Raw genomic sequence first — 23,182 nt, forward strand, 5'->3', positions numbered from 1 at the left:
GCTGACCGTGATGTCCGCCTCCGCTGAGCCGCTCTCCGACGCCGCCGTCCCCGCCTGGCTGCGGGAGCGGGGCATGCCGGGGATCGTGGATCTGCACGTGCACTTCATGCCGGACCGGGTGCAGCAGAAGGTGTGGGGCTTCTTCGATCGCGTGGTCGAGCGCGGTGTGCCGGCCTGGCCGATCCGCTATCGCGGCACGGACGACGAGCGCGTCGCGCAGCTGCGCACCATCGGGGTGAGCCGGTTCACGACGCTGAGCTACGCGCACCGCCCAGGGATGGCGCAGTGGCTCAACGACTACGCCGTGGAGTTCGCGGCGGCGCATCCCGACGCGATCCCGTCGGCGACGTTCTTCCCGGAGCCGGATGCCGGCTCGGTCACGGAACGCGCCTTGCAGCGCGGCGCGCAGGTGTTCAAGATCCACGTGCAGGTGGGCGAATTCTCGCCGATGGATCCGCTCCTCACCGAGGCGTGGGAGCGGGTCGCGACGGCAGGGGCGCCGGTCGTGATCCACTGCGGCAACGGTCCGCACGCGGGCCGGTACACGGGCCTCGAGCCGGTGCGCGCGCTCGTCGAGCGGCATCCGTCGCTCGTGCTCGTCATCGCGCATGCGGGGCTTCCCGACTACCTCGGTTTCGCCGAGCTGGCTGCGCAGCATCCGAACGTGTACCTCGACACGACGATGGTGGGCACGTCATACATGGAGCGGATCGCGCCGCTGCCGCCCGGCTACGCCGAGACGCTCGCTGGTCTCGGGTCGAAGGTGGTGCTCGGCACCGATTTCCCCTCGATCCCGTACCCCTACGCGCATCAGCTAGAGGTGCTCGACGGCTGGGGGCTGGGGGATCGGTGGCTCGCAGACGTCCTGTGGAACACTCCGCGACGGTTGCTGGGACTGGACGGATCCGGCTCAGGGGCATCGTCGACGGATCCGTCTCCGGTGCTCGCGAGCTGACCGAGCGCCGCGGTGCGTGCCTGCCGACGCCGTGCCACGAGTCCATCGAGGACGAGAGGTGCGGCGATCCCGAGGAGGGCCAGAGCCAGGCCCGCGAGCTGTCGTCCTTCGAGAACCTCGCCCGCGACGAGCACGCCGAGAAGCACGCCGGTGACCGGGTTGAGCAGGCCGACGAGACCGACCGTGCCGGCGGGCAGATGCTTCAGCGCGGCGAACCATGCGACGTTGGCGACAGCGGTCGCGACCAGAGTGAGGTAGCCGTAGGCCGCCAGGCCCGCGCCGTCGACCACGGGTGGCGGACCCTCGACGATGATGGCGAACGGGATGAGCGCGACGCCGCCGAACACGAGCTGCCAGGCGGTGGAGGGCAGGATCCCGACCTCGCTGTTCCAGCGCTTGGCGAGGACGAAGCCAATCGATGACATGGCCATCGCGGCGACCGACGCGATCACGCCCTTCGGGTCGACGGCGGTGGCCGTGCCGAGCAGCATGAGCGCGACGCCCCCGATGCCGACGAACGCTCCGAGCAGGCGCAGGATCCCCGGACGCTCGCGCAGGATCGCCCATGCGGCGACTGCGATCGCGACGGAGGAGGTGGCCATGATGGTCGACGCGATGCTCGTCGGCAGCAGCTGCGCCGCGGCATACACGAGCACGAAGAAGGCGCCGACGTTGAGGGTTCCGAGGACGGCGGACTTCCACCACCACGAGCCTCGGGGGAGTCGTCGGACCAGCGCCAGCAGCACGAGCCCGGCGGGCAGGGCGCGGATAGCCGCACCCCAGACGGGCGCGTCCGGGAGCCACTCGCGCGTGACGAAGTAAGTGCTTCCCCAGGCGATCGGCGCGATCATCGCGACGGCGAACCATCTCCGATTAGTTTCCATGGAAGACACTATAGCTTCCTTGGAAGATATAGTGAAGAGGTGACGGACTTCGATGATCAGGTGGCACGGATCCAGCAGGCGTGGCGACGGGAGCGTCCAGATCTCGACGTGACCCCGATCGGCACGATCGGGCGCCTGCATCGTCTGGCGCTCGCCCTGACCGAAGAGCTCGTTGCGGTGTACCAGGCGCACGGACTGTCCGAGGGCGACTTCGACGTGATGGCGGCGCTGCGCCGTTCAGGGGAGCCTTTCGAGGCCAGCCCCACAGACCTCGCCGCCTCGACGATGATCACGAGTGGCGGGATGTCCAAGCGCATCGACCGTCTCGAAGGGGCGGGCCTCGTCACCCGTCGGGTCGGATCCGGCGACGCCCGAGGCCGCGTCATCGCCCTGACGGCCGAAGGCAAGGCGCTGATCGATGCCGCCTTCGCCGATCACGTCGGGAACGAGCAGCGGCTGCTGGCGATGGTGCCGGCGTCGGAGCGTGCGGCGCTGGAGGCGACGCTGGCGGGGTGGCTCGCGCACTTCGAAGCGCGCGACTGACTCGGGTGTTCGGGTGCTGCGGCTCGGAGTACTGCGGCTCAGGCGGCGCACTCCTGGGACTGCTCAGTGATGATCCAGTCGGAAGCGGGTCGTGTCATCACCACGGTGCCGCACTTGCCGGTCGCGAGATAGGTGACGAAGAGAGTCGCGTCGGTCGCGGTCTCCTGCTGCACGGAGATGTCCACCGATGCATCCTGATCGAGGGCTCGATAGAGCTCTGCCGTGACGGCGATCATCTCGTCGCAGCTCGAGACCCGGATCGGGCCGCGCGCGTTGAGTTCGGCGATCATCCGCGTCGCGAGTTCGGGGGAGAGGGCGGCGCACGACGCCGCGGCGTCAGGGATGCGAGATTCGTCGAGCCATGCGCGGAACGCGTCAGCGGCGCCCTGCGGCGGGGGCGGCGTCTCGGTCGCTGGCTGCGTAGCCGCCCCTTCGGCTTTCTGCGCCGTGGCGCCGTTCGGCACTGCGGCGCGGGGGCTCTCCTCGTGCGGGTGTGCAGTGCACGCGCTCAAGAGCAGGGCCGCAGCGGCAGCGATTCCGATCAGCGCCGTCGCGCGTCCGCTCTGATATATCACCGTTCAACTCTCGCACGTCGGGACCGACCGCGCGAGCCGGGGCGGGAGTGGTCAGCGCGCGTTTACCGCGGCCGGGACCAGCCCGGGAAGGCGGCTCGCCCACCAGACCAGCGCTCCCGCCACGCCCAGCACGGCCAGCAGACCGAGACCGGTCAGGGCGATCGTTCCGGCACCTCGCTCGGGCAGGAGGAACCCGTAGGGTACCCATCCGTCCGTGGCCCCGCGCACGAGGACCACCACGAGCCAGACGACGGGGTAGGGGGCCAGGATCCACAGGCGGGACCATTGCATCGGCCGGCGGTCGCCGATCAGCAACCAGTCCAGCGCCAGCAGGGTGGGGAAGACGATGTGCAGCGTGACGCTCACCCAGGGCGGAGCGGATCCGGTTCCTGGAACCAGCATGTTGTAGATCACGGCGACCAGCAGCATGCACGCGGTCGCGACTGCCCGCGCGTCGTACAGCCAGCCCGGCGCGACTCGGCCGGCCATGCCGCGGGCCCCCGTGAGGATCAGGATGCCTGCGGTGAACAGACTCGTCAGGTTCGTGAAGAAGCCGAAGTAGTTGAAGGGATTGAACCCGTTGACCGCTCCGCCCTGGAAGAAGGTGAGGAGCAGGATCGCGATCACCACGGCGCCTGCGATGAGGCGCATCGTCCCGACGACCCGCGCGCGGAGCGGCGGCGTGAGCATCGTCGTCATGGTGCGACGATACCCGGTGCCGGGAGTGCTGAAGTCTGAGCGCGTGGATGCAGGGAGGAGCTGAACGCCCCTCCCTGCATGCCCTCCAGTCGATCGATGACCGCGAAGACCGCGGGATGAAGGCTGCGATGCCCCCGAGCCGTCCCGTGGCCTGGCGTGAAGGTGCTGGGTCACCGGCCGCTTCACACAGCCGAAGCGGCAACTGATCCTGTCAAGACGCTCCAGCTGCGGGAATGGACAAACGTCTAGAGATCGCTGGACTTCTGGCCAGGACACGAAGTCTCGTCCCTCGGTTGACCACGAGCACGAAATCGAGCAGAGCTGTTTCGCGCCTCCCGCCCCGGACTTCAGACGAGCGGAAACTGCACCTCGAGCACCCAGGAGTGGTGTTGGGAGCCGACCGTGAGCTCGCCACCGAGCTGTTGCGCCCGTGCCGTCATCCRCATGATGCCGTATCCGCCGGAGGGGAGAGCGTCTCGCGAAGCCTTCGTCGCCAGGGGGCTCCGCACGGACATTCGCACGATGCCGGAACTGACTCGCACGGCGATCTCGACGGCACCGCGGCCGCCGTGCTTCAGCACATTCGTGATCGACTCGCGCGCGATGCGGGCGAGTGCCGCGTCGATGACGCGGGGAACCCGGGGATCCGCCGCGTCCCCGTCGACGACGAGCGTGGCCCCTACGCCATGCAGCTCTGACCGCGCACTCTCGAGCGCGTCGGCCAGACTCTCACGAGGTGGCTCGGCGAGGACCGCCGGGCCTTTCGCCTGTTCGACCACCCGGCGCAGGTCGCCGAGCGCCTTGTGCGCGGCATCGCGGATCGTCTGCTGGGACTGTTCTCGGAGCTCCTCGTCGATGGGCTGCTCCAGGACTCGGGTGTACATCGCGATGACGGTGAGATCGTGGGCGATGACGTCGTGGAGTTCGTCGGCGATCCGCTGTCGCTCGGCGAAGGCCGCTTCCTGTTCGGCAAGCTGCTGCGCGCGCAGACTCTGCTGGAGACGCCGCTCGCGCGCGGATCCCACGGTGAGCAGATAGCCGACTGCGCCCGAAACTGTCGCGACGACCATTGCCGCGGCGAAGTTGGTCAGTGTGAGCCCGGGCACCGCGAACGTCGCGGCGGCCGCGCCCGACAGCAGGAAGCCGCCGACGAAGGTGACCAGCAGTGGCCTGGTCCCGGTCCTCACGACGCAGCCCATGGCGACCGCCAGCGCGACAAGCGTCGCGCCCTCGTTCGCGACGGTGAAGGAGACGCACATCGCCGACAGCAGCATGACGACGGCCAGGAGCGGTGACCATACGAACAGCGCGAACGCGGCTGTGAGGGCGAGTTGGAACACCGAGGAGACGATGTCGTCCGAGGGCGAGACGAACACGATGACAAGACTGATGATGACGCCCGCGGAGATCAGGGCGAGCAGCGTCAGGCGTTCGGCCGTCACGAGCGGTATCGACGCGCCGAGCCGGAGCAGACGAGTCACCCGATGGACCGGGGGCGACGGCTCGGAAGGCATGGCCCTCATTATCGCGGGCCGCTCTCCGTGAGCCGTGAAGGTCGCAGGTGAGGCGCTGACCCACCTCGCCTGCGACACCATCACTAGTTGCAGACGCCGAACGTCTTGCAGAGCCAGTCCCAGATTCCGGAATAGGTCTGGACGATGAACATGGCGCACTTCCTTCGCAGATTGAGCCGGGCGTCGGGTCGCTCGGTCGGGTGTCTGCATGCTGGATCTGTGCGGGAAGCGCGCACATTGGACCTTCGGCCAGCGCTACCAGGACTTCTGGCCAGTCCTTTTCTGACCTTCGGCGAGCACTCGCGCGCGTAGTCTCGGATCATGACCTCGACGACCGCGCTGATCGCCGATGACGATCCGCTGGTGCGGCGTGCTCTCGCGGTGTTCCTGACCACCGCGGGCATCGAGGTCGTGGAGGAGTCGCCGGACGGCGCTCACGCGATCGCGGCCGCGCGCCGACTGCGTCCGGACGTCGCTCTGGTGGACGTGCAGATGCCCGGCGTCGACGGCGTCGCGGCCACCGCAGGGATCATCGAGCACTCGCCGGACACGAAGGTTCTGGCGATCACGACGTTCGGGTCGATCGAGTCGATCATGCCCATGCTCAGGGCGGGAGCCGCCGGATACCTGCTCAAGGACACCGATCCCGACGACATCGTCGCGGCCGTGCACGGAGTGCTTGCGGGCAACGGCGTCCTGTCTCCGCGGGTCACCACGCGGCTCATCGCCTCGATCCGCGAGACCTCGACGCCGGCCGTCGAGCCGTTCGAGGAGTTCGAGGAGCTCTCAGATCGGGAGATCGAAGTGGTCCGGCTCCTCGCTGCCGGCCTCTCGAACGCGGAGATCGCCCTGGAGATGCATGTCTCCGAAGGAACCGTGAAGGCGCACCTGGGCAACATCATCGCGAAGTGGGGCGTCCGTGATCGTGTTCAGGTGCTGATCCGCGCTGCCCGCTCCGGGCTCGTCTCGTTCACCTGAGCACCCGGACATCCGTCGCGCGAGCTAGACGTTCGTCTAGCGAGATCTGCACCTTCGTCCTATCGCCCAGGGCCGCATGCTCGAGACGATGGATCCTGGCGCGTTCCCGTTCGCGCCATGTCTGCACGCCTTGACGAGACCGGCACCTGATCGAGCTTCGTGAGGCCGTGCCGCCGTGAGGAGATGACATGACCGACTCTCGCCATCAACTGAAGTCGGCGACGTTCGCCGCGATCGGCCTCACGGCTGTGCTCGTCGTCGCGGGGACTGTCATGACCGCATTTGCGCTCGTCGGACTGGAGCGCGGCTCGAGTCTCTTCACCGCGACCCTCCTGTGGGCGCAGGTGTTCCTCATGGCAGGCGTCGTCATCGGTGTAGGCGCCGTCTTCCTGAAGCTGATGTGGTCGGCGGCGAGTTCGACCACATGATCACCGTTTTGAGGCGAGCCCGAATGGTCTGCGGGCTGATCGCGGCAGGAGGTCTGATGGTGATCGGAGTGAGCCATCTCATCGCTCACCTCACCCGCTCGCCAGGAAACGGGTTTCTCGGCTCTGCGGAGCCGATCGTGTTCGTCGTCGCATGCGCGTTGCTCCTCGCCGTGGTGGTCTCGATCCCCTACCTCCGCGAGACGACGCACCCGGGTGTGCCTCCAGGATCCACGATGGGCAAGCGCCAGGCGGCCCGAATCGGCGAAGGAAGCCGACGATGAAGCATCCGTTCGGCTGGTTCTCGCTCGACGGCGACGTCTTTGTGCCGGTGGTGCGGCAGGCATAGCTCCGCCGCGAGCGAGCCCTATCCGAGGATGTGCTCGTCGGGGATGAGGATCCCGCCGGACGTGTTGGCCGAGCTCGCATAGGACTGGATGCGCGCGGGATCCAGCGACGGCGGCTCTGGTTCGTTGAACTCGAACCGCAGCTGGACGGACGGGTGCAGCCAGATCGTCGATCTGCCCCGCGGCTGCCCCTCATCGTGTCGCCACGACAGGGTGAAGCTCTCGTTGCGGCGCAGCTTGGTCGCGATCACGACCTTGAGATGGGCGAGCGCCACATCGTCGATCTCAATCTGGTGCTCGGAACTGCCATAGAAAAGCGCGCCCATGTCGGTCTTTCTCTCATTCGGTCTGCTGTATTTCGCGCGAAGACGTGCGAAGACAGCGCAGTTGTTCAGTGGCGAGCGCGCGGTCCTCGATGGGATCGAGGAGGCGAACCCGCGGTGGGGGATGGCGCTTACGCGCTCAGCGCTCCTGTCGGAGCATCCTCTGCGCGGTCAGAGGTGCGAAGTGTGGGATCGGGATCGGTTTCGTGCTGCGCGACAGCGTCCGGCGACGTTCTTCCACGACGTTCGCCGGGCAACCGAACCGTGTGGGCAGGCCGAACTCGACCAGCCAGGTCACCTCGCACTCGTCGTCGGCCCGGAAGATGCATGCCACGGTGGATCGCTCGTCGTGCGCGTCGTACTGATGGTCGCTGATGATCCATTCATTGCCGGAGACCTGTCGAAGCTCGAACCGCGTATCGGGCGTCATGTGACGCTCACTTCATCGTCGGGCTGCGGAAGTTCGGATCCCACGTCGTCGCCGCCTTCGTTCGATGCAGGAATCTCCGGGTCTCGCACGCGCAGGCGGTCGGGGCGGAATCCGTGTTCGACGCCCCACAGGACCGCCTCCGTGCGGGACATCACGCGGATGCGGCGATACCCGGAACGGATGTAGGTCTTGACGGAGTTGATCGACAGGTGCGTGCGCTCGGCGATCTCCGCGTTCGACAGACCCTGGGTGATGAGCGCCAGAACCTCCGATTCGCGAACCGTGAGTCCCTCTTCGCGGCCCGGCCAGTCGCCCGCCGTGATCGCAGGTCTGCCCTGCGTGTCGATCCACACTTGCGGGCCGCCGGCGCAGATCTGCTGCAGGGCGGTCACCAGCTGGCTCGCGGGGATGCCCTTGTACACGTAGCCATCGGCGCCGTCCGCGATCGCGGCGCGGATCGAGCTCTCGTCGCGAGCCCACGAGTAGACGACCACTCGGTCGACCTGTGGGTTCCCGGCAAGCTCTCGAACGTCGGCGCGGTCGCCGTGGGTGGACGCGAAGGTGTCGCTGAGGGCGATGTGGACCGAGCCGCTGACGGGCTTGTTGAGGTCCAGTTCGACGACCTGGATGACGTCCTGGTACGAACGGAGCATGGCCGCGAGACCGCGCACGACGACCTCGTAGTCGTTCACCAAAGCGATGCGCAACCTCGGATCGCTCTCCCGCTCGCGCTGACTGTCGTCGGTGTCCGTCACGGCAGTCCTGCCCTTCTTCGGTCTTCAGTGATCCTGCGCTCTCGGCCGAGGGAGGTGGTCGAGAGATCCCTGTCACTGACTTGCTGAGATTCACGCTAACCAACCGCGGGGTCGCTGTCTTCACCCCTAGGGGTGAAACGAATCGAGGAGCCCGAGGGATCCGTTCGTCGTCAGATCAGCGGCGCTGGAGTTACGCGTTTGTCGAGCACTCATGAGGTCGCGGTTGAGTCGGTGGTGATCCCTAGGTTTGAACCGTGCCCTTCTGTCCCTCTGACCGCGTCTATGTCGACGAGTCGAAGGCGCGCGGCTACTACGTCGTTGCAACAGCGGCGGTTGTCGGAGGCATTCGGTCCTCCGAACGAACGCTGCGGGCGCTGCTCAAACCGGGACAGCGGCGAATCCACTTCAAGAGCGAGAGCGACGGTAGACGGCGACTGATCCTGTCGCGCATGTGCGCTCTCGATGTTCGGGTGTCCGTCTGGATCGTGAAGCAGCGGTCCGACAAGGAGGCCCGCCCACTGACGTTTCGTGCGTTAGTCGAGGAGGCTGCTCGCGACGGCATCGATCAGATGATCATCGAGCGTGACGAGTCCGTGGAACGCGCCGACCGCCGGTTGATCGCTGAGATTCTGCGATCCGACGGCGTCTCGGGCTTCCGGTATCAGCATGCGGCACCGCATGAGCATCCGCTGCTGTGGGTTAGCGATGCGGTCGCCTGGTGCTACTCAAGCGGAGGGGACTGGATCCGCCGAGCGGAGGCGATCGTCGAGTCCCGCGTCACGCGGCTGTAGAAACACGTGAGCCTGGCTCGTCATACCGTCCGGAAGACTGCCAGGCTCCGAGGGGCTACTGCCCGCCGCACTCTCAGCATACCCGAGCTAGCGCCAAATCGACCTTCGATTGGTTGGCTCAGCGGCGAGGTGCGGAGGGGCGCGTTTCGTCTCGCTTTGGCGCTCTCAGCAACCGGGAACTTCGCGCGCTCAACGACTAGGCAAGAGCAGCCCAGGGGAGCGTGTGGGAACCGAGGTTCGCCGGGGAAAAGGCGAAACCCCCGCGATGTAGAAGCTACGCGAGGGTTTCTGGGGTGATTGTAACGATCACCCTTGTGGCTCCGACGGGCGTCGATCCCGTGACCTCTCGATTTTCAGTCGAACGCTCTACCAACTGAGCTACAGAGCCGCACAGACCGGAAGGTGGAAGCTTCTGACCTGCGCCCTACACGACAGGCCCTTCCGAAGAAAGGCCTGTCGCTGGAGCGACCCTGACGGGACTTGAACCCGCGACCTCCGCCGTGACAGGGCGGCACGCTAACCAACTGCGCTACAGGGCCAGAACTATGAAATTGTATCGGAAAGAGTGACCCCAACGGGATTCGAACCCGTGCTACCGCCGTGAAAGGGCGGCGTCCTAGGCCGCTAAACGATGGGGCCGGAGGCGAACCTCGGGGGTTCCCTTGCCGACGCTCAAGCATAAGGGGTTTCTGAGGCAAAACACCAATCGAGCGCGCGTCCCTCTGGATCCCGGGCGTGTCCGGGGGCAGAATGAAGGGTGGTCCCGTCCCGCCACCGAACGCACGACCAGCAGATGACGACCTGAAGAATTCCCGATCCCGAGCGAGATCCGAGGGTTGCGAAAGATGCTGATGTTGTTAGTGTGACATGAGTGAAACCGGCGAAAGGGAGCCGCGTGAACCATCCGAACATCGAAGACGCCCGCCATTCCGGACAGGCGTCGCTCGTTCGGCGTGCCCGCGCGGCACGCCAGGGACGCCGTCGTGGCGGCGCCGTGCTCAGCCTCGCCACCGTGGGTGCGCTGATCCTGGGCCTCTTCCTCGGCGCACCTGCTGCCTACGCCGACGACTACCCCAGCTGGGACGACGTGCAGGCGGCGAAGGCCAATGAGGACGCCGCCGCGAACCAGGTCAGCGTCATCCAGGGGCTCATTGCTTCGCTGACGCAGAACGTCGCGGACACCAAGGCCGCGGCCGACGCCGCCGGCAACGAATACTTCGTCGCCCAGCAGGCGCTCGATGCGCAAGCCCGCCGGCTGGCCGATCTGCAGACGCAGGCCGACACGCAGAAGAAGGTCGCGGACGACAGTGCCAGCAAGGCCGGGCAGATCGCCGCGCAGCTCTCGCGCGACGGGGGCGACACCACGGCCCTGCAGCTCTTCTTCTCTAAGTCCACGGCCAACACGGACGAGCTTCTGCAGCGTCTGGGACAGATGGACCGCGTGCTCTCGGGCACTCAAGCGATCTACGACAAGGCCCTCGAGGCGAAGAACACCGCGCAGTCTCTGACCGATCAGGCCACAACGGCCAAGGCGGAGCGAGATCGCCTCGCGAAGGTCGCCGAAGACAAGATGAAGAAGGCCCAGGCGGCGGCCGAGGCCGCTGCCAAAGCTCTCGCGGATCAGCAGGCGCACCTCGGCCAGCTGCAAGCGCAGCTCGCCGCCCTGCACGACACCACGGCCAAGACCGTCGCTCAGTATCAGGCCGGTGAGGCGGCTCGCGCTGCCGCGGAGGCTGCCCGTCAGGCGCAGCTCGAGGCCGAACGCCAGGCCGCCGAAGAAGCCGCTCGACAGAACGGCGGTGGCGGCGGAGGCGGCGGAGGCGGTGGCGGCTCGGCCGGAAGCGGCGGCTGGGTGCGCCCGTTCGGCGGCTACCAGTCCTCCGGCTACGGCTACCGCGTTCCTGACTGTTCCTCCTGGGGATGCTCGTCCAGCTTCCACGCCGGCGTCGATCTCGCCGACGGCAGCTGTGGCTCGCCGATCTTCGCGGCGCACTCCGGCCAGGTCGTCGTCGCCTGGTATAGCGGCGGTTACGGCAACTACATCAAGATCGACAACAGCGACGGCTCCGGTCTCGGCACGGGATACGGACACATCCTTGATGGCGGATACAACGTGAGCGTCGGAGACTGGGTGAACGCAGGCCAGGTGATCGCCTATGCCGGCAACACCGGTGGATCCTTCGGCTGCCACCTGCACTTCGAGGTCTATCAGGACGGCAGCACCATCAACCCCATCGACTTCATGCAGAACCAGGGCGTCTACATGGGCTGATCCTCGGATCCTTCACGAGAAGACCCCCGGGCCGCTGAGCGGCACCGGGGGTCTTCTCGTGATCTAGGTCCGAAGGTTCAGTGACCGTCGTTCTTGAAGCGCTCGATGGCCTCGTCGAGGATCCGCTGGGCCTCGGCGGCGTCGCCCCATGCATCGACCTTGACCCACTTGTTGGGCTCGAGGTCCTTGTAGTGCTCGAAGAAGTGCGCGATCTCCTTCTTCGTGTACTCGGCAAGGTCGCCGATGTCCTGGATGTGCGACCAGCGCGGGTCCTTGCTCAGCACGGCGACGAGCTTGTCGTCCCCGCCGGCCTCGTCGCTCATCTTCAGCACGGCCACCGGGCGCACGTTCACCACGACGCCGGGGAAGATGGCCTGGTCGAGCAGCACCAGCACGTCCAGCGGGTCGCCGTCCTCGCCGAGGGTGTTGTCGAAGTAGCCGTAGTCGGCCGGGTAGCCGAAGGTCGTGTAGAGCACCCGGTCGAGGTGCACTCGCCCGGTCTCGTGGTCGACCTCGTACTTCACGCGGCTGCCGCGCGGGATCTCGATGACGGCGTCGTGTGCGCCCATGCGTGTACTCCTCAGGAAAGACGGTTGGATGCCGCGCACCAGCCTACTTGCGCGCGCCCCTGAGCGCCCGCCGGCGTCAGGGGACGGCGGACGCGGAGTCCGACCCGGGTAGCGTGAGAGCGTGCCGTCCCTCTCTCCCGCCGTCGCCGAGATCCGCCGTGCCGTGCGCGCCGCGCTGGCCGCTCTGCCCGAACAGCCGGCCACGGTGACCGTGGCGCTCTCCGGAGGCGCCGACTCCCTGGCGCTGGCTGCCGCCACCGCGTTCGAGGCGCGCGCCGCGGGGATCCGCGTGCGCAGCGTGACGGTCGACCACGGGCTGCAGGACGGATCCGAGCTCGTCGCGGCCGAGGCCGCCGCGAAGGCCTCCGTGCTCGGCATAGAAGCGCTGGTGGAAAGGGTCGTCGTCGCCGAGTCGGGGGAGGGCCCCGAAGCCGACGCACGGACCGCCCGCTACGCAGCGCTGCGTCGAGCCGCCCAGGGGGAGGACGCTCCGGTGCTGCTCGGACACACGCTCGACGACCAGGCGGAGACGGTGCTGTTGGGGCTGTCCCGCGGATCCGGCGCCGGCAGCCTGCAGGGCATGGCGCCGGTGCGGATCGACGAGGACGGCACGACGTGGATCCGTCCGCTCCTCGCGGTGCGGCGCGAGACGACGCGCGCCGCATGCGCCGCGGAGGCGCTGGACGCCTGGAACGATCCGCACAACGCCGATCCCCGTTACCTGCGCGTGCGCGTCCGCGAGCGCGTGTTGCCGGTGCTCGAGGCCGAGCTGGGGCCGGGCATCGCCGAGGCGCTCGCTCGCACGGCCGAGCAGTTGCGCGAGGACGCAGAAGCGTTCGACGAGATGATCCACGAGACCATCGAAGACATCGTGGAGCATGCCGAAGCGGGCATCTCCGTCAGCGCCGCGGCCCTCGCCGCGAACCCTGCGGCCCTGCGCAATCGCGTGATCCGCCTCGTCGTGCAGAGCGAGTTCGGCGTCGGCCTGACCCGCGCGCAGACCGTCGAGGTTGCCCGTCTGGTGACCGACTGGTCTGGCCAGGGCCCGCTCGATCTGCCGGGCTGCACTGCGGCCCGCATCGACGGCCGGATCGTGTTCGCCGCGCGCTAGGGGTCCGTGAATACGCCGTGCGCTCGGTGGGAGCTCGCGGGTGCACGGCTTGTTGCCGAGTGCACTGCTTCTTGGCGCGGGTAAGCCGTGCATTGGACGGGATCCCGTGTGCTCGGCCGGATCTGACGGGGCTCGGCGTCGGTAAGGGGTGCGCTCGACAGGATCCGGTGTGCTCGGCGGGCTCGTGTGGAGCGCAGCGTGAACAGGCCGCGCTCGGTGGGGGCTCGCGGGTGCACGGCTTGTTGCCGAGTGCACGGCTTCTTGGCGTGGGTAAGCCGTGCACTCGGTAGGATCCCGTGCAGTCGGCCGGCTTCCGCGGGCGTAGCGTGAACAAGCCGTGCACTCGCCGGCCCCCCCCCGGCCCCGCCGGATCCACACCCCCGGACGCGACGAGACGCGGCCCCCGGGGGAGCCGCGTCTCGTGATCGTCCTACTTCTTGCCGCCGAGGAGGCCGCCCAGCAGGCCGCCGATGTCGATGCCGCCCGCGCCGCCGGCCGAGGAGCCCTGCTGGCCGCCGCCGAAGAGGCCGCCGAGCCCGCCCAGGATGTCGCCGAGGCCGCCGCCCGTGCCGCCCGAGGCAGGCGCCGAGCCCTGCTGCTGGCCGCCGCCGAAGAGGCCGCCCAGGATGTCGCCGAGACCGCCGCCGCCGCTGCCGCCGGCCGAGCCCTTCTGGCTGTTCGCGATGAGGCCCATCACGATCGGGGCGAGGATCGGGAGCAGCTTGCCGAAGTCGATGCCGGCGGTCTTCTTCTCGCTCGTCAGGGTCTGCGCCACCTGATCGGCGTTGTCGCCGAACACGTGCGACACGATCTTCTGGCCGTCGGCCTCGTCGATGTCGTTGATCGACGCCGCACCGGAGAAGCCGTCGTGCTTGGCGAGCGCCGCCTCGATCGCGGAGGACCCCTCCGCGGTCTCGGCGTTCTTGGCGAGGCCTCCGAGCAGCGCGGCACCGCCCTCCTGCACCGCCTGCCGCGCGACGTCCTCGCTGACGCCGAGCTTCTGGGCGATGTCGCCGATCGGCACCTGGTTGAGGATCTCGTCGATGTCCATGGGACTCCTTCCGTCCGCGACGGGGGCTCGGTTCCCCCAAGCGCAACCCCGCCTCTCCGCTCACAGTAGCGGGCGAGGGGGGCCTGCGGGAGAACGGATCCCGTCGCGTAAAATCGATCCATGCGCGCTGCGGACATCCCCGACGACCTGACCGACATCCTCGTCACAGAGGAGGAGATCCGCACCAAGCTCGACGAGCTCGCCGCACGGGTCGCCGAAGACTATGCGGGCAAGGATCTGCTTCTGGTCGGCGTGCTGAAGGGGGCCGTCATGGTCATGGCCGACTTCGCCCGCGCGCTGCCGTTCTCGGCGCCGATGGACTGGATGGCGGTGTCGAGCTACGGCGCCAGCACCAAGTCGAGCGGGGTCGTGCAGATCCGCAAGGACCTGGACACCGACCTGCACGGTAAGCACGTGCTCATCGTCGAGGACGTCATCGACTCCGGCCTGACCCTGAGCTGGCTGCTGGAGAACTTCGCTTCGCGCGGCGCCGAGTCGATCGAGGTGCTCGCGCTGCTGCGCAAGCCCGAGGCGGCAAAGGTCGTGATCGACTGCAAGTACGTCGGCTTCGACATCCCGCCGGAGTTCGTCGTCGGCTACGGCCTCGACTACGCCGAGCGCTACCGCAACCTGCGCGACGTGGCGGTGCTGGCGCCGCACGTATACGCCTGACACTTCGGCCCCTGAGCGAGGAGCGTCCTTCGTCTCGCCGCGCTCGCTCAGGAACCACGTGACGAAGGGTACGCCGTGGGCGAATCCCCAGGGGGGCGCTAAGGCTCTCGCGCTACGCTGATCTGATCATGGATGTCAAGAAGATCACGCGCAGCTGGCTCACGTATGTGGTGCTGATCGGTCTCTTCCTGATCGGCGGGTTCCTGCTGATCTCGAACCTCGGATCCTCCTCCCAGGTGTCGACGAAGGACGGTCTGGATCTGCTCAAGGGCGGAACGGTCACCAAGGTGGTCAACACCGATGGCGACCAGCGCGTGGACATGACGCTGTCCAAGCCGTACAAGGGCGCGGACAGTGTGCAGTTCTACTACGTCCAGGCCCGTGCGGCGGAAGTGGTCAAGGCGATCGACGATGCCGCGCCGAAGGACGGCTACAACGACGCCGTGCCGAAGGCGAGCTGGTTCGACGGCTTCCTGTCGATCCTCATCCCGATGGTGCTGCTCGGCCTGCTCTTCTGGTGGCTGCTATCCAGCGCCCAGGGCGGCAACAGCAAGATCATGCAGTTCGGCAAGTCCCGCGCGAAGCTCGTGAGCAAGGAGAACCCGACGGTCACCTTCGCCGACGTGGCGGGTGCCGACGAGGCCATCGAGGAGCTCCACGAGATCAAGGAGTTCCTGCAGGATCCGGGCAAGTTCCAGGCGATCGGCGCGCGGATCCCCAAGGGCGTCCTGCTGTACGGCCCTCCCGGAACCGGAAAGACCCTGCTCGCCCGCGCCGTCGCCGGTGAGGCCGGCGCCCCGTTCTACTCGATCTCCGGATCCGACTTCGTCGAGATGTTCGTCGGCGTGGGCGCCTCCCGCGTGCGCGACCTCTTCACGCAGGCCAAGGAGAACGCCCCCGCGATCATCTTCATCGACGAGATCGACGCGGTCGGCCGGCACCGCGGTGCGGGTCTCGGCGGCGGCAACGACGAGCGAGAGCAGACGCTGAACCAGATGCTCGTCGAGATGGACGGCTTCGACCCGAACGCGAACGTCATCGTGATCGCGGCGACGAACCGCCCCGACATCCTCGACCCCGCGCTCCTGCGCCCCGGCCGCTTCGACCGGCAGATCGGCGTGGACGCGCCCGACCTCAAGGGCCGCCAGCACATCCTCGAGGTGCACGCGAAGGGCAAGCCGCTCGCGAACGGCGTCGACCTCGAAGTCGTCGCCCGCAAGACGCCTGGCTTCACCGGTGCCGACCTGGCCAACGTGCTCAATGAGGCCGCCCTGCTGACGGCGCGCTCGAACGCGCAGCTCATCGACAACAGGGCCCTCGACGAGGCGATCGACCGCGTCATCGCCGGCCCGCAGCGCCGCACCCGCGTGATGAAGGACAAGGAGAAGCTCATCACGGCGTACCACGAGGGCGGTCACGCGCTCGCGGCGGCGGCGATGAACTACACCGACCCCGTCACCAAGATCACGATCCTGCCCCGCGGCAAGGCTCTCGGCTACACGATGGTGCTGCCGCTGGACGACAAGTACTCGGTCACCCGCAACGAGCTGCAGGACCAGCTCACCTATGCGATGGGCGGCCGTGTGGCCGAGGAGATCGTGTTCCACGACCCGACCACCGGTGCCTCGAACGACATCGAGAAGGCGACGTCCATCGCACGCAAGATGGTGATCGAATACGGCATGACCGCCGAGCTCGGACCGGTCAAGCTCGGCACGGAGGGCGGCGAGCCCTTCGCCGGTCGTGACATGGGCCGCGGACGCGAGTACTCCGAGACCGTCGCCGAGCGGGTGGACGCGCAGGTGCGCGCGCTCATCGAGCAGGCGCACAACGAGGCCTACACGGTGATCAGCGCCAACCGCGACATCCTCGACAAGCTCGCCCGCGAGCTGCTCGAGAAGGAGACTCTGGATCACAACCAGATCGCGGAGATCTTCACCGAGATCCGCAAGCTCCCCGAGCGCCCGCAGTGGCTCTCGAGCGAGGACCGTCCGGTGTCGCTGCTGCCCCCGATCGAGATGCCGCAGCGCGGCGTCGAGGTCGGCACCGCGGCGACCGAGGCGGCGCAGYCGTCGACGGAGCGCCGGGCGGGCACCGCGGGTGGCGGGAAGCCGCGCCCCGCGACGGCCTGAGCGATGGCCGTCGATCGGGACCGCGTCGCGAGCCTGACCCGTGAGCTGCTCCTCGCGATCGGCGAGGATCCGGAGCGTCCAGGGCTGAAGCAGACCCCGGCCCGGATGGCCGACCTGTACGCCGAGTTCTTCGCCGGCCTCGGTGAGGATCCCGGCGCACCGCTCGCGCACACGATCAGCGTCTCGCACGGTCCCGCGCCCGACACCCTGCCCTCCGGGGCGGTGCTGCTGCGCGGCATCCGGTTCCGCTCGGTGTGCGAGCACCACCTGCTGCCGTTCGCCGGGCACGCGCACATCGCGTATCTGCCGGGGGAGCAGGTGGTGGGTCTCGGCGCGCTGGTCAAGGTGGTCGAGATCCTCGCATCCCGCCCGCAGGTGCAGGAGCGGCTCGGCGAGCAGATCGCCGACGCGATCGCCTCCCACCTCGACGCGCAGGGCGTGCTCGTCGTGATGGACGCGGTGCACGGCTGCGTCACCATGCGCGGAGGCCGTCAGACCGAGGCGTCGACGCTCACGATCGCGGCGCGGGGCGTGTACACGGATCCGGTCGCGCGCGCCGAGCTGATCGCGCTGATCGGGTCGGGCGCCCCGTCATGACCGCGATCTGGGGGATCGTCAACGCCACCCCCGACTCGTTCAGCGACGGCGGGCGCTACGCCGACGCCGACCACGCGGTCGCGCACGGCCTGCTGCTGCGTGCACAGGGCGCCCATGTGCTCGACATCGGCGGGGAGTCCACCCGGCCCGGCGCCGAGCGGGTGCCCGTCGCCGAGGAGCAACGCCGCGTGCTGCCGGTCATCGAGCGCCTCTCCGCGGAGGGGATCCCCGTGAGCGTGGACACGCTGAACGCTGCCACCGCGATCGCCGCCGTCCGCGCAGGCGCTCGCATCGTGAACGACGTCTCGGGAGGCCTCGCGGATCCGGAGATGCTCGCAGCGGTTGCCGACTCGGGCGCCGACATCGCGCTCGGGCACTGGCGCGGGCCGTCTTCGGACATGTACGCCCGCGCCGAGTACGCGCGAGTCGGCCGCGAGGTGGCCGGGGAGCTGCGCGAGCGCGTGGCGGCCGCGGCCGCGGCCGGCATCGCCCCCTCCCGCATCATCGTCGACCCGGGCGTGGGCTTCGCGAAGACCGCGGGGCAGAACTGGGACCTGCTGCGCGAGCTCGCCGACGTCGTCGCGCTCGGACCACGCGTGCTCGTGGGGACCTCGCGGAAGCGATTCCTCGCCGATGCCCTGGGCGACGACGCCGATGAGCGGCGCAAGGATCTGGCGACCGCCGTGACGAGCGCGCTCGCCGCACGCGCCGGGGCATGGGCCGTGCGCGTGCACGACGTCGCCGCCACGCGCGACGCCCTCGCGGTGCTCGGCGCCTGGGACGGCTGAACGGCGGACGCCCGCCCCGGCGCGATGCTGGCCTTCTGCGGTTCGGGCGCCTGTGCTTCGCCCTTCGCGGACAGCCGCGGTCCACGTCGGTCCCTCGCCGTAGGCTGGGGGGCATGGACTTCCTCGACGCGATCACGCTGACCGGCTTGACGGTGTTCGGGCGGCACGGCGTGTTCGAGCACGAGCGCGAGAACGGTCAGGACTTCATCGTCGACCTGCGCCTGCACCTCTCCGTGCGTCAGGCTGCGGCCAGCGACGACGTCGCCGACACCGTGCACTACGGCGAGCTCGCAGAGCGGGTCGCGGCGGTCGTCGCCGGTGAGCCCGTGAACCTGCTGGAGACGCTCGCCACCCGCATCGCCGACATGGTCCTCGAGGACGAGCGGATCCACGGCGTCGAGGTCACCGTGCACAAGCCGCACGCGCCGATCCCGCTGACCTTCGCGGACGTGTCCGTCACGGTGCAGCGCGTGAGCCACGTGCAGCGCGAATGGAGCGAGGGATGACACCGACGCACCCGATCCCGCCGGTCCCGCGCGGACGGCGTCTGCCCGCGATCGACCCGCGTCCCGAGGAGGAGCCGGTCGAGGCGGTCGTCGCACTCGGCTCCAATCTCGGCGACACCACGGCCACGATCGAGGAGGCCGTGAACGCGATCCGCCGCCTGCCCCTCGTCGACGACGTGCGCGTCTCGACGATCTTCCGCACGGTGGCGGTGCGGCTGGACGGGCCGGATCCGGAGGCCCCGGAGTTCGCGAACGCGGTCGCGATCGTCACCACGCGCCTCGCACCGCAGGTCCTGCTCGGCATGCTGCATGCGATCGAGGAGGAGCACGGACGCATCCGCGCCGTGCGCTGGGGTGATCGCACCCTCGACCTCGATCTGATCACGTACGACGACCTGCGCAGCGACGACGAGTATCTGCTGCTGCCGCATCCTCGCGCCGCCGAGCGCACCTTCGTACTGAGACCGTGGCTCGACGTGGATCCTGATGCGGTGCTGCCGGGACGCGGCAGAGTGGCCGACCTGCTGGCCGCACTCGAGGACGGCTCATGAAGCGGATCTCCCCTGTTCTGCTGTCCGTGCTGGCTCTCGCCGGCGCGGCGGCGGGGTTCCTGCTCGACCACGCGATGACCACCACGGGCAGGGCCACGTTCACGCCGTCGATCCTGCTGCCGATCTTCCTCGTGCTGCTGGCGCTCGCGGTGCTGGCTCTCGCCTGGCCGATCCGGCGCAGCACGCGGTCGGCCGATCGACCGCCGGTCAATCCGTTCCGCGCGCTGCGCATCGCGATGCTCGCCAGGGCATCGAGTCTGGTCGGCGCCGTGATCACCGGCTTCGGTATCGGGCTCATCGCCTATCTGCTCTCCCGGCCGATCACGCCGCCGATAGGCTCGATCATCGCGACCGCCGCCGCCGCACTCGTGCTCACGATCGCGGCGGTGATCGCGGAGAGCTTCTGCCTGCTGCCCGGAAACGGGCCCCACGACCCCGACGGCCTGAACGGGCCGCGCCTGGAGGACGACGATGACGACCATTCCCGAACCGCCGCAGATCCCGGGCACTGATCCCGTCGTGCCGCCGACGCGCGCCCAGGCGCGTGCCCAGTCGGCGAACGCCGTCCCCGCCGTGCACACGGCGCCCGCGGCCGCTCCGGTACTCGACGACGGCACATATCCGGTGCTCCGCACACCTGCGGCGCGCGGAGCACTCGCCCTGGACGGCGCATGGCACCAGATCTCGCCGAAGTACGTGATCGCCGAGGTGCTGCTGCGCATCATCCTGCTCGCGGTGATCGCGGTCGGCGCGTACGCCGCCACGACCCTCCTCGCCCAGCCCTGGCCATGGGCCTGGACGGTGGCGGGCGTGATCGCGGTCGTGATCCTGTTCGAGTTGGTGATCCTGCCGCGTCAGGCCAGGGCGATCGGCTACATGCTGCGCGCCGACGACATCGTCTTCCGCCGCGGGATCCTGTGGCAGCGCATGATCGCGGTGCCGTACGGCCGCATGCAGCTGGTCGACATCACCCGCGGGCCGGTCGACCGGGCCTTCGGGATCGCCAAGCTCAAGCTCGTCACCGCCGCCGCGACCACCGGCGTCGAGATCCCCGGAATGACCGAAGACGCCGCGGAGTCGCTGCGGGACACCCTCATCGACGTCGCCGAGATGCGCCGGACCGGCCTGTGAGCACGCCGGAGCAGCAGCCGTACGGCTCGCCTCCCGTGCCGGGGGCCGTGCCCTTCCCGACGGCCGTGCAGGGAAGGGCGCCGGGCGCGCCCTCGCTCGCCGACGGCGAGTGGCATCGGATGCACCCGCTCACGCCGCTCCTGAAGGGCGGCCTGGTGCTGGTGATCGTGATCGGCTATCTGATCGCGAACCTGCGCGAGAGGATCGTGTACTGGATCATCTCGCTGTTCACGCCGACGCGTGTGCCGGAGCTCGGCGGAGATCCGGTCGACTGGGTCGTGAACAACCACCTCGTGCTCGTGGTGCTGCTGGGAGTGCTCGCGCTCGCGGTGCTGCTCGTGGGGATGTTCTGGTTGATGTGGCGCTTCCACGACTTCCGCATCACCGACGCGCACGTGGAGGTCCGCAAGGGTGTGGTGTTCCGTTCGCACCGCAGAGCTCCGCTCGATCGCGTGCAGGGCGTGAACCTCACCCGCCCGTTCCCCGCACGCCTCATCGGGCTCGCGAAGCTCGAGGTCGACGGCGCCGGCAATGACGCCAACGTGCCCCTCGAGTACCTCTCCACGGCGAAGGCCGAGTCGGTGCGCGCGGACATCCTGCGCCTCGCCTCCGGTGCGCGGCACGCCCGTGAGGCGACGCGCGGAAGCGGCGACGCGGCAGCCGCTCGCACGATGCGCGCGCAGCTCGCAGCCTCGATGGACGCCGGCGTCACCGGGTTGATCACCGGTGTGGATCTGGACGACATCGCACCGGAGCACGTGCTGCGGATCCCCACCGGGCGTCTCGTCGGCTCGCATGTGCTGTCCGGTCTCACCTGGCTCGCGCTGTTCGCGGTGATCTTCGTGGGCGGCATGGTCGGCACGCTCCCGGCGATCCTGGGCGACGCGGGGCCGGCCGGAGGCGCGATCGCGATCGGCATCGCCCTCGCGATGGGCATCCCGTTGCTGCTCGCGTCGATCGCAGTGACCTGGAGCAGGATCGCCCGGGCGCTGCGCTACTCGATCGCACCCACCCCCGACGGCGTGCGGATCACGTTCGGACTGTTCACGACGGTGACCGAGACCATTCCTCCCGGGCGGATCTTCGCCGTCGAAGTGATGCAGCCGCTGCTGTGGCGGCCGTTCGGCTGGTGGTCGGTGCGCATCAACCGGATGAGCGGTAAGGCCGCTTCCCAGCAGCAGTCCAGCCAGGCGCAGCAGTTCAACATCGTGCTGCCGGTGGGGGCACGCGCGGATGTCGAGCGAGTGCTGGGGCTGATCCTGCCCGACGTCCCCGCCGAGGTGCTGCCGCTGATCTGGGAGCAGGGCGTGCTGGGGCCCGTGGCCGGCGATCCGTATGCGACGATCCCGCCGCGCGCCTGGTGGCGGCGTCCGCTGTCCTGGCGCCGGCACGGCGCGGCGCTCACCGACTTCGCGCTACTGCTGCGCCGCGGCAGGGTCTGGCGGCAGCTGGCCGTGTTCCCGCTCGCCCGGCTGCAGGGCTTCTCGCTGCACCAGGGCCCGATCGATCGGCTGCAGCGCGTCGCCAAGGCGCAGGCCCACTCCGCCGTCGGCCCCGTGCGCGGCGATGTCTCCGGTCTGGACAGCCAGGTGCTGCTCGGCATGCTGAACACGCTGTCGGTGTCGGCCGCTCGCGCGGCAGCGGCCGACCGGGCGCACCGCTGGGCCGAGGATCACGAACCTGCGCCGTCGGGGCAGGGTCTGCCGTCGGGTCAGGGTCTGCCTTCGGGTCAGGGTCTGCCTTCGGGTCAGGGTCTGCCCGGGGCTCTCGGGCTTCCCTCGGGGCACAGCCTGCCGGCCGGGCTCGGCGGATCCGCGGAGCGCACCTCATGACGCGCGCGGGGCGTCTCAACGTCGGCATCGTCGGAGCCGGCCATGTGGGCCCCGTGATCGGCGCGGCGCTCGGTGGCGCCGGCCACGCCCTCGTCGGCATCTCCGCGGGATCCGACCCGGATCGAGCGGCGGCGGTGCTGCCGGGCGTCGCCGTGATGGAGACGCCCGAGCTCGTCCGCGCCTCGCAGCTCGTCGTGATCGCGGTGCCGCACGATCAGTTGCCCGGGCTCGTGTCCGGCCTCGCGGAGCTCGGTGCGTGGCAGCCGGGTCAGCTCGTGCTGCATACGGATCCCGCCTACGGCACCGACGTCCTGGAGCCCGCCGCGCGCAGTGGGGCCATCCCGCTCGCGGTGCACCCGGCGATCTCGTTCACCGGCACGACGCTCGATCTGCGACAGCTGCAGGCCTCGTACGCGGCCGTGACGGCGCCGGCCATGGTGCTGCCGATCGCGCAGGCCCTCGCGGTGGAGCTCGGGTGCGAGCCCGTGGTGATCGAGGAAGCGGACCGACCAGCATATGCCGAGGCCATCTCGACGGCCTCGGAGTTCGCGCGCTCGATCGTCGGCCAGGCGACGGGGATCCTGCGGGGGATCGGCGTAGAGAACCCAGGCGGATTCCTCTCCGCGCTCGTCTCGTCGACCTTCGACCGCGCCCTGCGCGAGGCGACCCCGCCGGATCCGCTCACCCCCTCCGACCCCTTCTGACCGCGAGACCGAACCTGTTGACCGCGAGACCGAACCTGCGTCCCGAA

The 23,182-nt window shown here is 69.0% G+C and carries 26 protein-coding genes, 3 tRNA genes and 1 pseudogene; 18 read left to right on the plus strand and 12 right to left on the minus strand.

What is annotated here, in order from left to right; genetic code table 11:
- The first annotated feature begins 10 nt into the window (after positions 1-10).
- Complete coding sequence (locus AC1DG4_RS11220) at positions 11-955, plus strand: amidohydrolase family protein (RefSeq protein WP_477378178.1); 945 nt, start codon at positions 11-13, stop codon at positions 953-955.
- A gap of 122 nt (positions 956-1,077) precedes the next feature.
- Here AC1DG4_RS11220 and AC1DG4_RS11225 read toward each other — a convergent pair.
- A pseudogene (locus tag AC1DG4_RS11225) lies at positions 1,078-1,980 on the minus strand (EamA family transporter); the annotation flags it as partial.
- Between AC1DG4_RS11225 and AC1DG4_RS11230 the strand changes: the two are divergent.
- Complete coding sequence (locus AC1DG4_RS11230; RefSeq protein ID WP_477378180.1) at positions 1,879-2,382, plus strand: MarR family winged helix-turn-helix transcriptional regulator; 504 nt, start codon at positions 1,879-1,881, stop codon at positions 2,380-2,382. The pseudogene AC1DG4_RS11225 and the gene AC1DG4_RS11230 sit on opposite strands and share 102 nt — an antisense overlap.
- A gap of 38 nt (positions 2,383-2,420) precedes the next feature.
- On the opposite strand, the gene AC1DG4_RS11235 is transcribed toward AC1DG4_RS11230, so the two are convergent.
- From AC1DG4_RS11235 to AC1DG4_RS11245, 3 genes are all read right to left on the minus strand, one after another.
- Positions 2,421-2,957, minus strand: coding sequence for a hypothetical protein (locus AC1DG4_RS11235; RefSeq protein WP_477378182.1), 537 nt, complete (start codon positions 2,955-2,957; stop codon positions 2,421-2,423).
- A gap of 51 nt (positions 2,958-3,008) precedes the next feature.
- Positions 3,009-3,656: a Pr6Pr family membrane protein gene (locus AC1DG4_RS11240; RefSeq protein WP_477378184.1), complete on the minus strand. Its 648-nt coding sequence runs from the start codon at positions 3,654-3,656 to the stop codon at positions 3,009-3,011.
- A 347-nt stretch (positions 3,657-4,003) separates the two neighbouring features.
- Positions 4,004-5,170, minus strand: a complete 1,167-nt coding sequence (locus tag AC1DG4_RS11245) for a sensor histidine kinase (RefSeq protein WP_477421241.1) — start codon at positions 5,168-5,170, stop codon at positions 4,004-4,006.
- A gap of 321 nt (positions 5,171-5,491) precedes the next feature.
- On the opposite strand from AC1DG4_RS11245, the gene AC1DG4_RS11250 reads away from it, so the two are divergent.
- From AC1DG4_RS11250 to AC1DG4_RS11260, 3 genes are all read left to right on the plus strand, one after another.
- Positions 5,492-6,148, plus strand: coding sequence for a response regulator (locus AC1DG4_RS11250; protein WP_477378187.1), 657 nt, complete (start codon positions 5,492-5,494; stop codon positions 6,146-6,148).
- A gap of 188 nt (positions 6,149-6,336) precedes the next feature.
- Positions 6,337-6,576: a hypothetical protein gene (locus AC1DG4_RS11255; RefSeq protein ID WP_477378189.1), complete on the plus strand. Its 240-nt coding sequence runs from the start codon at positions 6,337-6,339 to the stop codon at positions 6,574-6,576.
- Between the two features lie 56 nt (positions 6,577-6,632).
- Positions 6,633-6,857 carry a hypothetical protein gene (locus AC1DG4_RS11260; protein WP_477378191.1) on the plus strand — a complete coding sequence of 75 codons (225 nt, stop codon included), beginning with the start codon at positions 6,633-6,635 and terminating at the stop codon, positions 6,855-6,857.
- 83 nt (positions 6,858-6,940) lie between these two features.
- Here the strand turns inward: AC1DG4_RS11260 and AC1DG4_RS11265 are convergent, their stop codons facing one another.
- The 3 genes from AC1DG4_RS11265 to AC1DG4_RS11275 all read right to left on the minus strand — a co-directional run bounded on the left by AC1DG4_RS11265 (position 6,941) and on the right by AC1DG4_RS11275 (position 8,428).
- A complete protein-coding gene (locus AC1DG4_RS11265) occupies positions 6,941-7,246 on the minus strand; it encodes a DUF7882 family protein (RefSeq protein ID WP_477378193.1) in 306 nt (101 codons plus the stop codon).
- A gap of 136 nt (positions 7,247-7,382) precedes the next feature.
- The gene (locus AC1DG4_RS11270; protein ID WP_477378195.1) at positions 7,383-7,673 is read right to left on the minus strand and encodes a hypothetical protein; all 291 of its coding nucleotides are present in this window, start codon (positions 7,671-7,673) and stop codon (positions 7,383-7,385) included.
- On the minus strand, positions 7,670-8,428 hold the full coding sequence (locus tag AC1DG4_RS11275; RefSeq protein WP_477378197.1) for a response regulator transcription factor: 759 nt from the start codon (positions 8,426-8,428) through the stop codon (positions 7,670-7,672). The genes AC1DG4_RS11270 and AC1DG4_RS11275 overlap by 4 nt, the downstream gene beginning before the upstream one ends.
- Before the next feature lie 254 nt (positions 8,429-8,682).
- Here AC1DG4_RS11275 and AC1DG4_RS11280 point away from each other — a divergent pair, with 254 nt between their 5' ends.
- Positions 8,683-9,219, plus strand: a complete 537-nt coding sequence (locus AC1DG4_RS11280) for a hypothetical protein (protein ID WP_477378199.1) — start codon at positions 8,683-8,685, stop codon at positions 9,217-9,219.
- A gap of 315 nt (positions 9,220-9,534) precedes the next feature.
- Here the strand turns inward: AC1DG4_RS11280 and AC1DG4_RS11285 are convergent.
- From AC1DG4_RS11285 to AC1DG4_RS11295, 3 genes are all read right to left on the minus strand, one after another.
- Positions 9,535-9,607: transfer RNA gene (locus tag AC1DG4_RS11285), tRNA-Phe, on the minus strand.
- Between the two features lie 77 nt (positions 9,608-9,684).
- Positions 9,685-9,758: transfer RNA gene (locus AC1DG4_RS11290), tRNA-Asp, on the minus strand.
- A gap of 27 nt (positions 9,759-9,785) precedes the next feature.
- A tRNA-Glu gene (locus AC1DG4_RS11295) sits at positions 9,786-9,858 on the minus strand.
- A 256-nt stretch (positions 9,859-10,114) separates the two neighbouring features.
- Between AC1DG4_RS11295 and AC1DG4_RS11300 the strand changes: the two genes are divergently transcribed.
- Positions 10,115-11,491 carry a peptidoglycan DD-metalloendopeptidase family protein gene (locus tag AC1DG4_RS11300; protein WP_477378201.1) on the plus strand — a complete coding sequence of 459 codons (1,377 nt, stop codon included), beginning with the start codon at positions 10,115-10,117 and terminating at the stop codon, positions 11,489-11,491.
- Positions 11,492-11,568: 77 nt separating this feature from the next.
- On the opposite strand, the gene ppa is transcribed toward AC1DG4_RS11300, so the two are convergent.
- The gene (gene ppa, locus AC1DG4_RS11305) at positions 11,569-12,060 is read right to left on the minus strand and encodes an inorganic diphosphatase (protein WP_477378203.1); all 492 of its coding nucleotides are present in this window, start codon (positions 12,058-12,060) and stop codon (positions 11,569-11,571) included.
- A 121-nt stretch (positions 12,061-12,181) separates the two neighbouring features.
- Here ppa and tilS point away from each other — a divergent pair, with 121 nt between their 5' ends.
- The gene (gene tilS, locus AC1DG4_RS11310) at positions 12,182-13,171 is read left to right on the plus strand and encodes a tRNA lysidine(34) synthetase TilS (protein WP_477378205.1); all 990 of its coding nucleotides are present in this window, start codon (positions 12,182-12,184) and stop codon (positions 13,169-13,171) included.
- A 430-nt stretch (positions 13,172-13,601) separates the two neighbouring features.
- Here the strand turns inward: tilS and AC1DG4_RS11315 are convergent, their stop codons facing one another.
- Positions 13,602-14,222 carry a DUF937 domain-containing protein gene (locus AC1DG4_RS11315; RefSeq protein ID WP_477378207.1) on the minus strand — a complete coding sequence of 207 codons (621 nt, stop codon included), beginning with the start codon at positions 14,220-14,222 and terminating at the stop codon, positions 13,602-13,604.
- 120 nt (positions 14,223-14,342) lie between these two features.
- On the opposite strand from AC1DG4_RS11315, the gene hpt reads away from it, so the two are divergent.
- The 10 genes from hpt (at position 14,343) to AC1DG4_RS11365 (ending at position 23,135) form a co-directional block, all read left to right on the plus strand.
- Positions 14,343-14,894, plus strand: coding sequence for a hypoxanthine phosphoribosyltransferase (gene hpt, locus AC1DG4_RS11320; protein WP_477378209.1), 552 nt, complete (start codon positions 14,343-14,345; stop codon positions 14,892-14,894).
- A 128-nt stretch (positions 14,895-15,022) separates the two neighbouring features.
- A complete protein-coding gene (gene ftsH, locus AC1DG4_RS11325) occupies positions 15,023-17,026 on the plus strand; it encodes an ATP-dependent zinc metalloprotease FtsH (protein WP_477421242.1) in 2,004 nt (667 codons plus the stop codon).
- Between the two features lie 3 nt (positions 17,027-17,029).
- Positions 17,030-17,623 carry a GTP cyclohydrolase I gene (folE, locus tag AC1DG4_RS11330; protein WP_477378213.1) on the plus strand — a complete coding sequence of 198 codons (594 nt, stop codon included), beginning with the start codon at positions 17,030-17,032 and terminating at the stop codon, positions 17,621-17,623.
- On the plus strand, positions 17,620-18,411 hold the full coding sequence (gene folP / locus AC1DG4_RS11335; protein WP_477378215.1) for a dihydropteroate synthase: 792 nt from the start codon (positions 17,620-17,622) through the stop codon (positions 18,409-18,411). Before folE ends, folP begins: the two co-directional genes overlap by 4 nt.
- A 113-nt stretch (positions 18,412-18,524) precedes the next feature.
- Positions 18,525-18,917, plus strand: coding sequence for a dihydroneopterin aldolase (gene folB, locus AC1DG4_RS11340; RefSeq protein WP_292717006.1), 393 nt, complete (start codon positions 18,525-18,527; stop codon positions 18,915-18,917).
- Positions 18,914-19,468: a 2-amino-4-hydroxy-6-hydroxymethyldihydropteridine diphosphokinase gene (gene folK, locus AC1DG4_RS11345; RefSeq protein ID WP_477378217.1), complete on the plus strand. Its 555-nt coding sequence runs from the start codon at positions 18,914-18,916 to the stop codon at positions 19,466-19,468. The genes folB and folK overlap by 4 nt, the downstream gene beginning before the upstream one ends.
- Complete coding sequence (locus tag AC1DG4_RS11350) at positions 19,465-19,980, plus strand: DUF3180 domain-containing protein (RefSeq protein ID WP_477378219.1); 516 nt, start codon at positions 19,465-19,467, stop codon at positions 19,978-19,980. Before folK ends, AC1DG4_RS11350 begins: the two co-directional genes overlap by 4 nt.
- 112 nt (positions 19,981-20,092) lie before the next feature.
- The gene (locus AC1DG4_RS11355) at positions 20,093-20,599 is read left to right on the plus strand and encodes a PH domain-containing protein (RefSeq protein WP_477378710.1); all 507 of its coding nucleotides are present in this window, start codon (positions 20,093-20,095) and stop codon (positions 20,597-20,599) included.
- Entirely contained in the window at positions 20,596-22,431 is a 1,836-nt protein-coding gene (locus AC1DG4_RS11360) for a PH domain-containing protein (RefSeq protein ID WP_477378221.1), read from the plus strand. Before AC1DG4_RS11355 ends, AC1DG4_RS11360 begins: the two co-directional genes overlap by 4 nt.
- Positions 22,428-23,135: a DUF2520 domain-containing protein gene (locus tag AC1DG4_RS11365; protein WP_477378223.1), complete on the plus strand. Its 708-nt coding sequence runs from the start codon at positions 22,428-22,430 to the stop codon at positions 23,133-23,135. The genes AC1DG4_RS11360 and AC1DG4_RS11365 overlap by 4 nt, the downstream gene beginning before the upstream one ends.
- Positions 23,136-23,182: the final 47 nt, after the last annotated feature.

Source organism: Microbacterium sp. 05N427 (genome assembly GCF_056397105.1).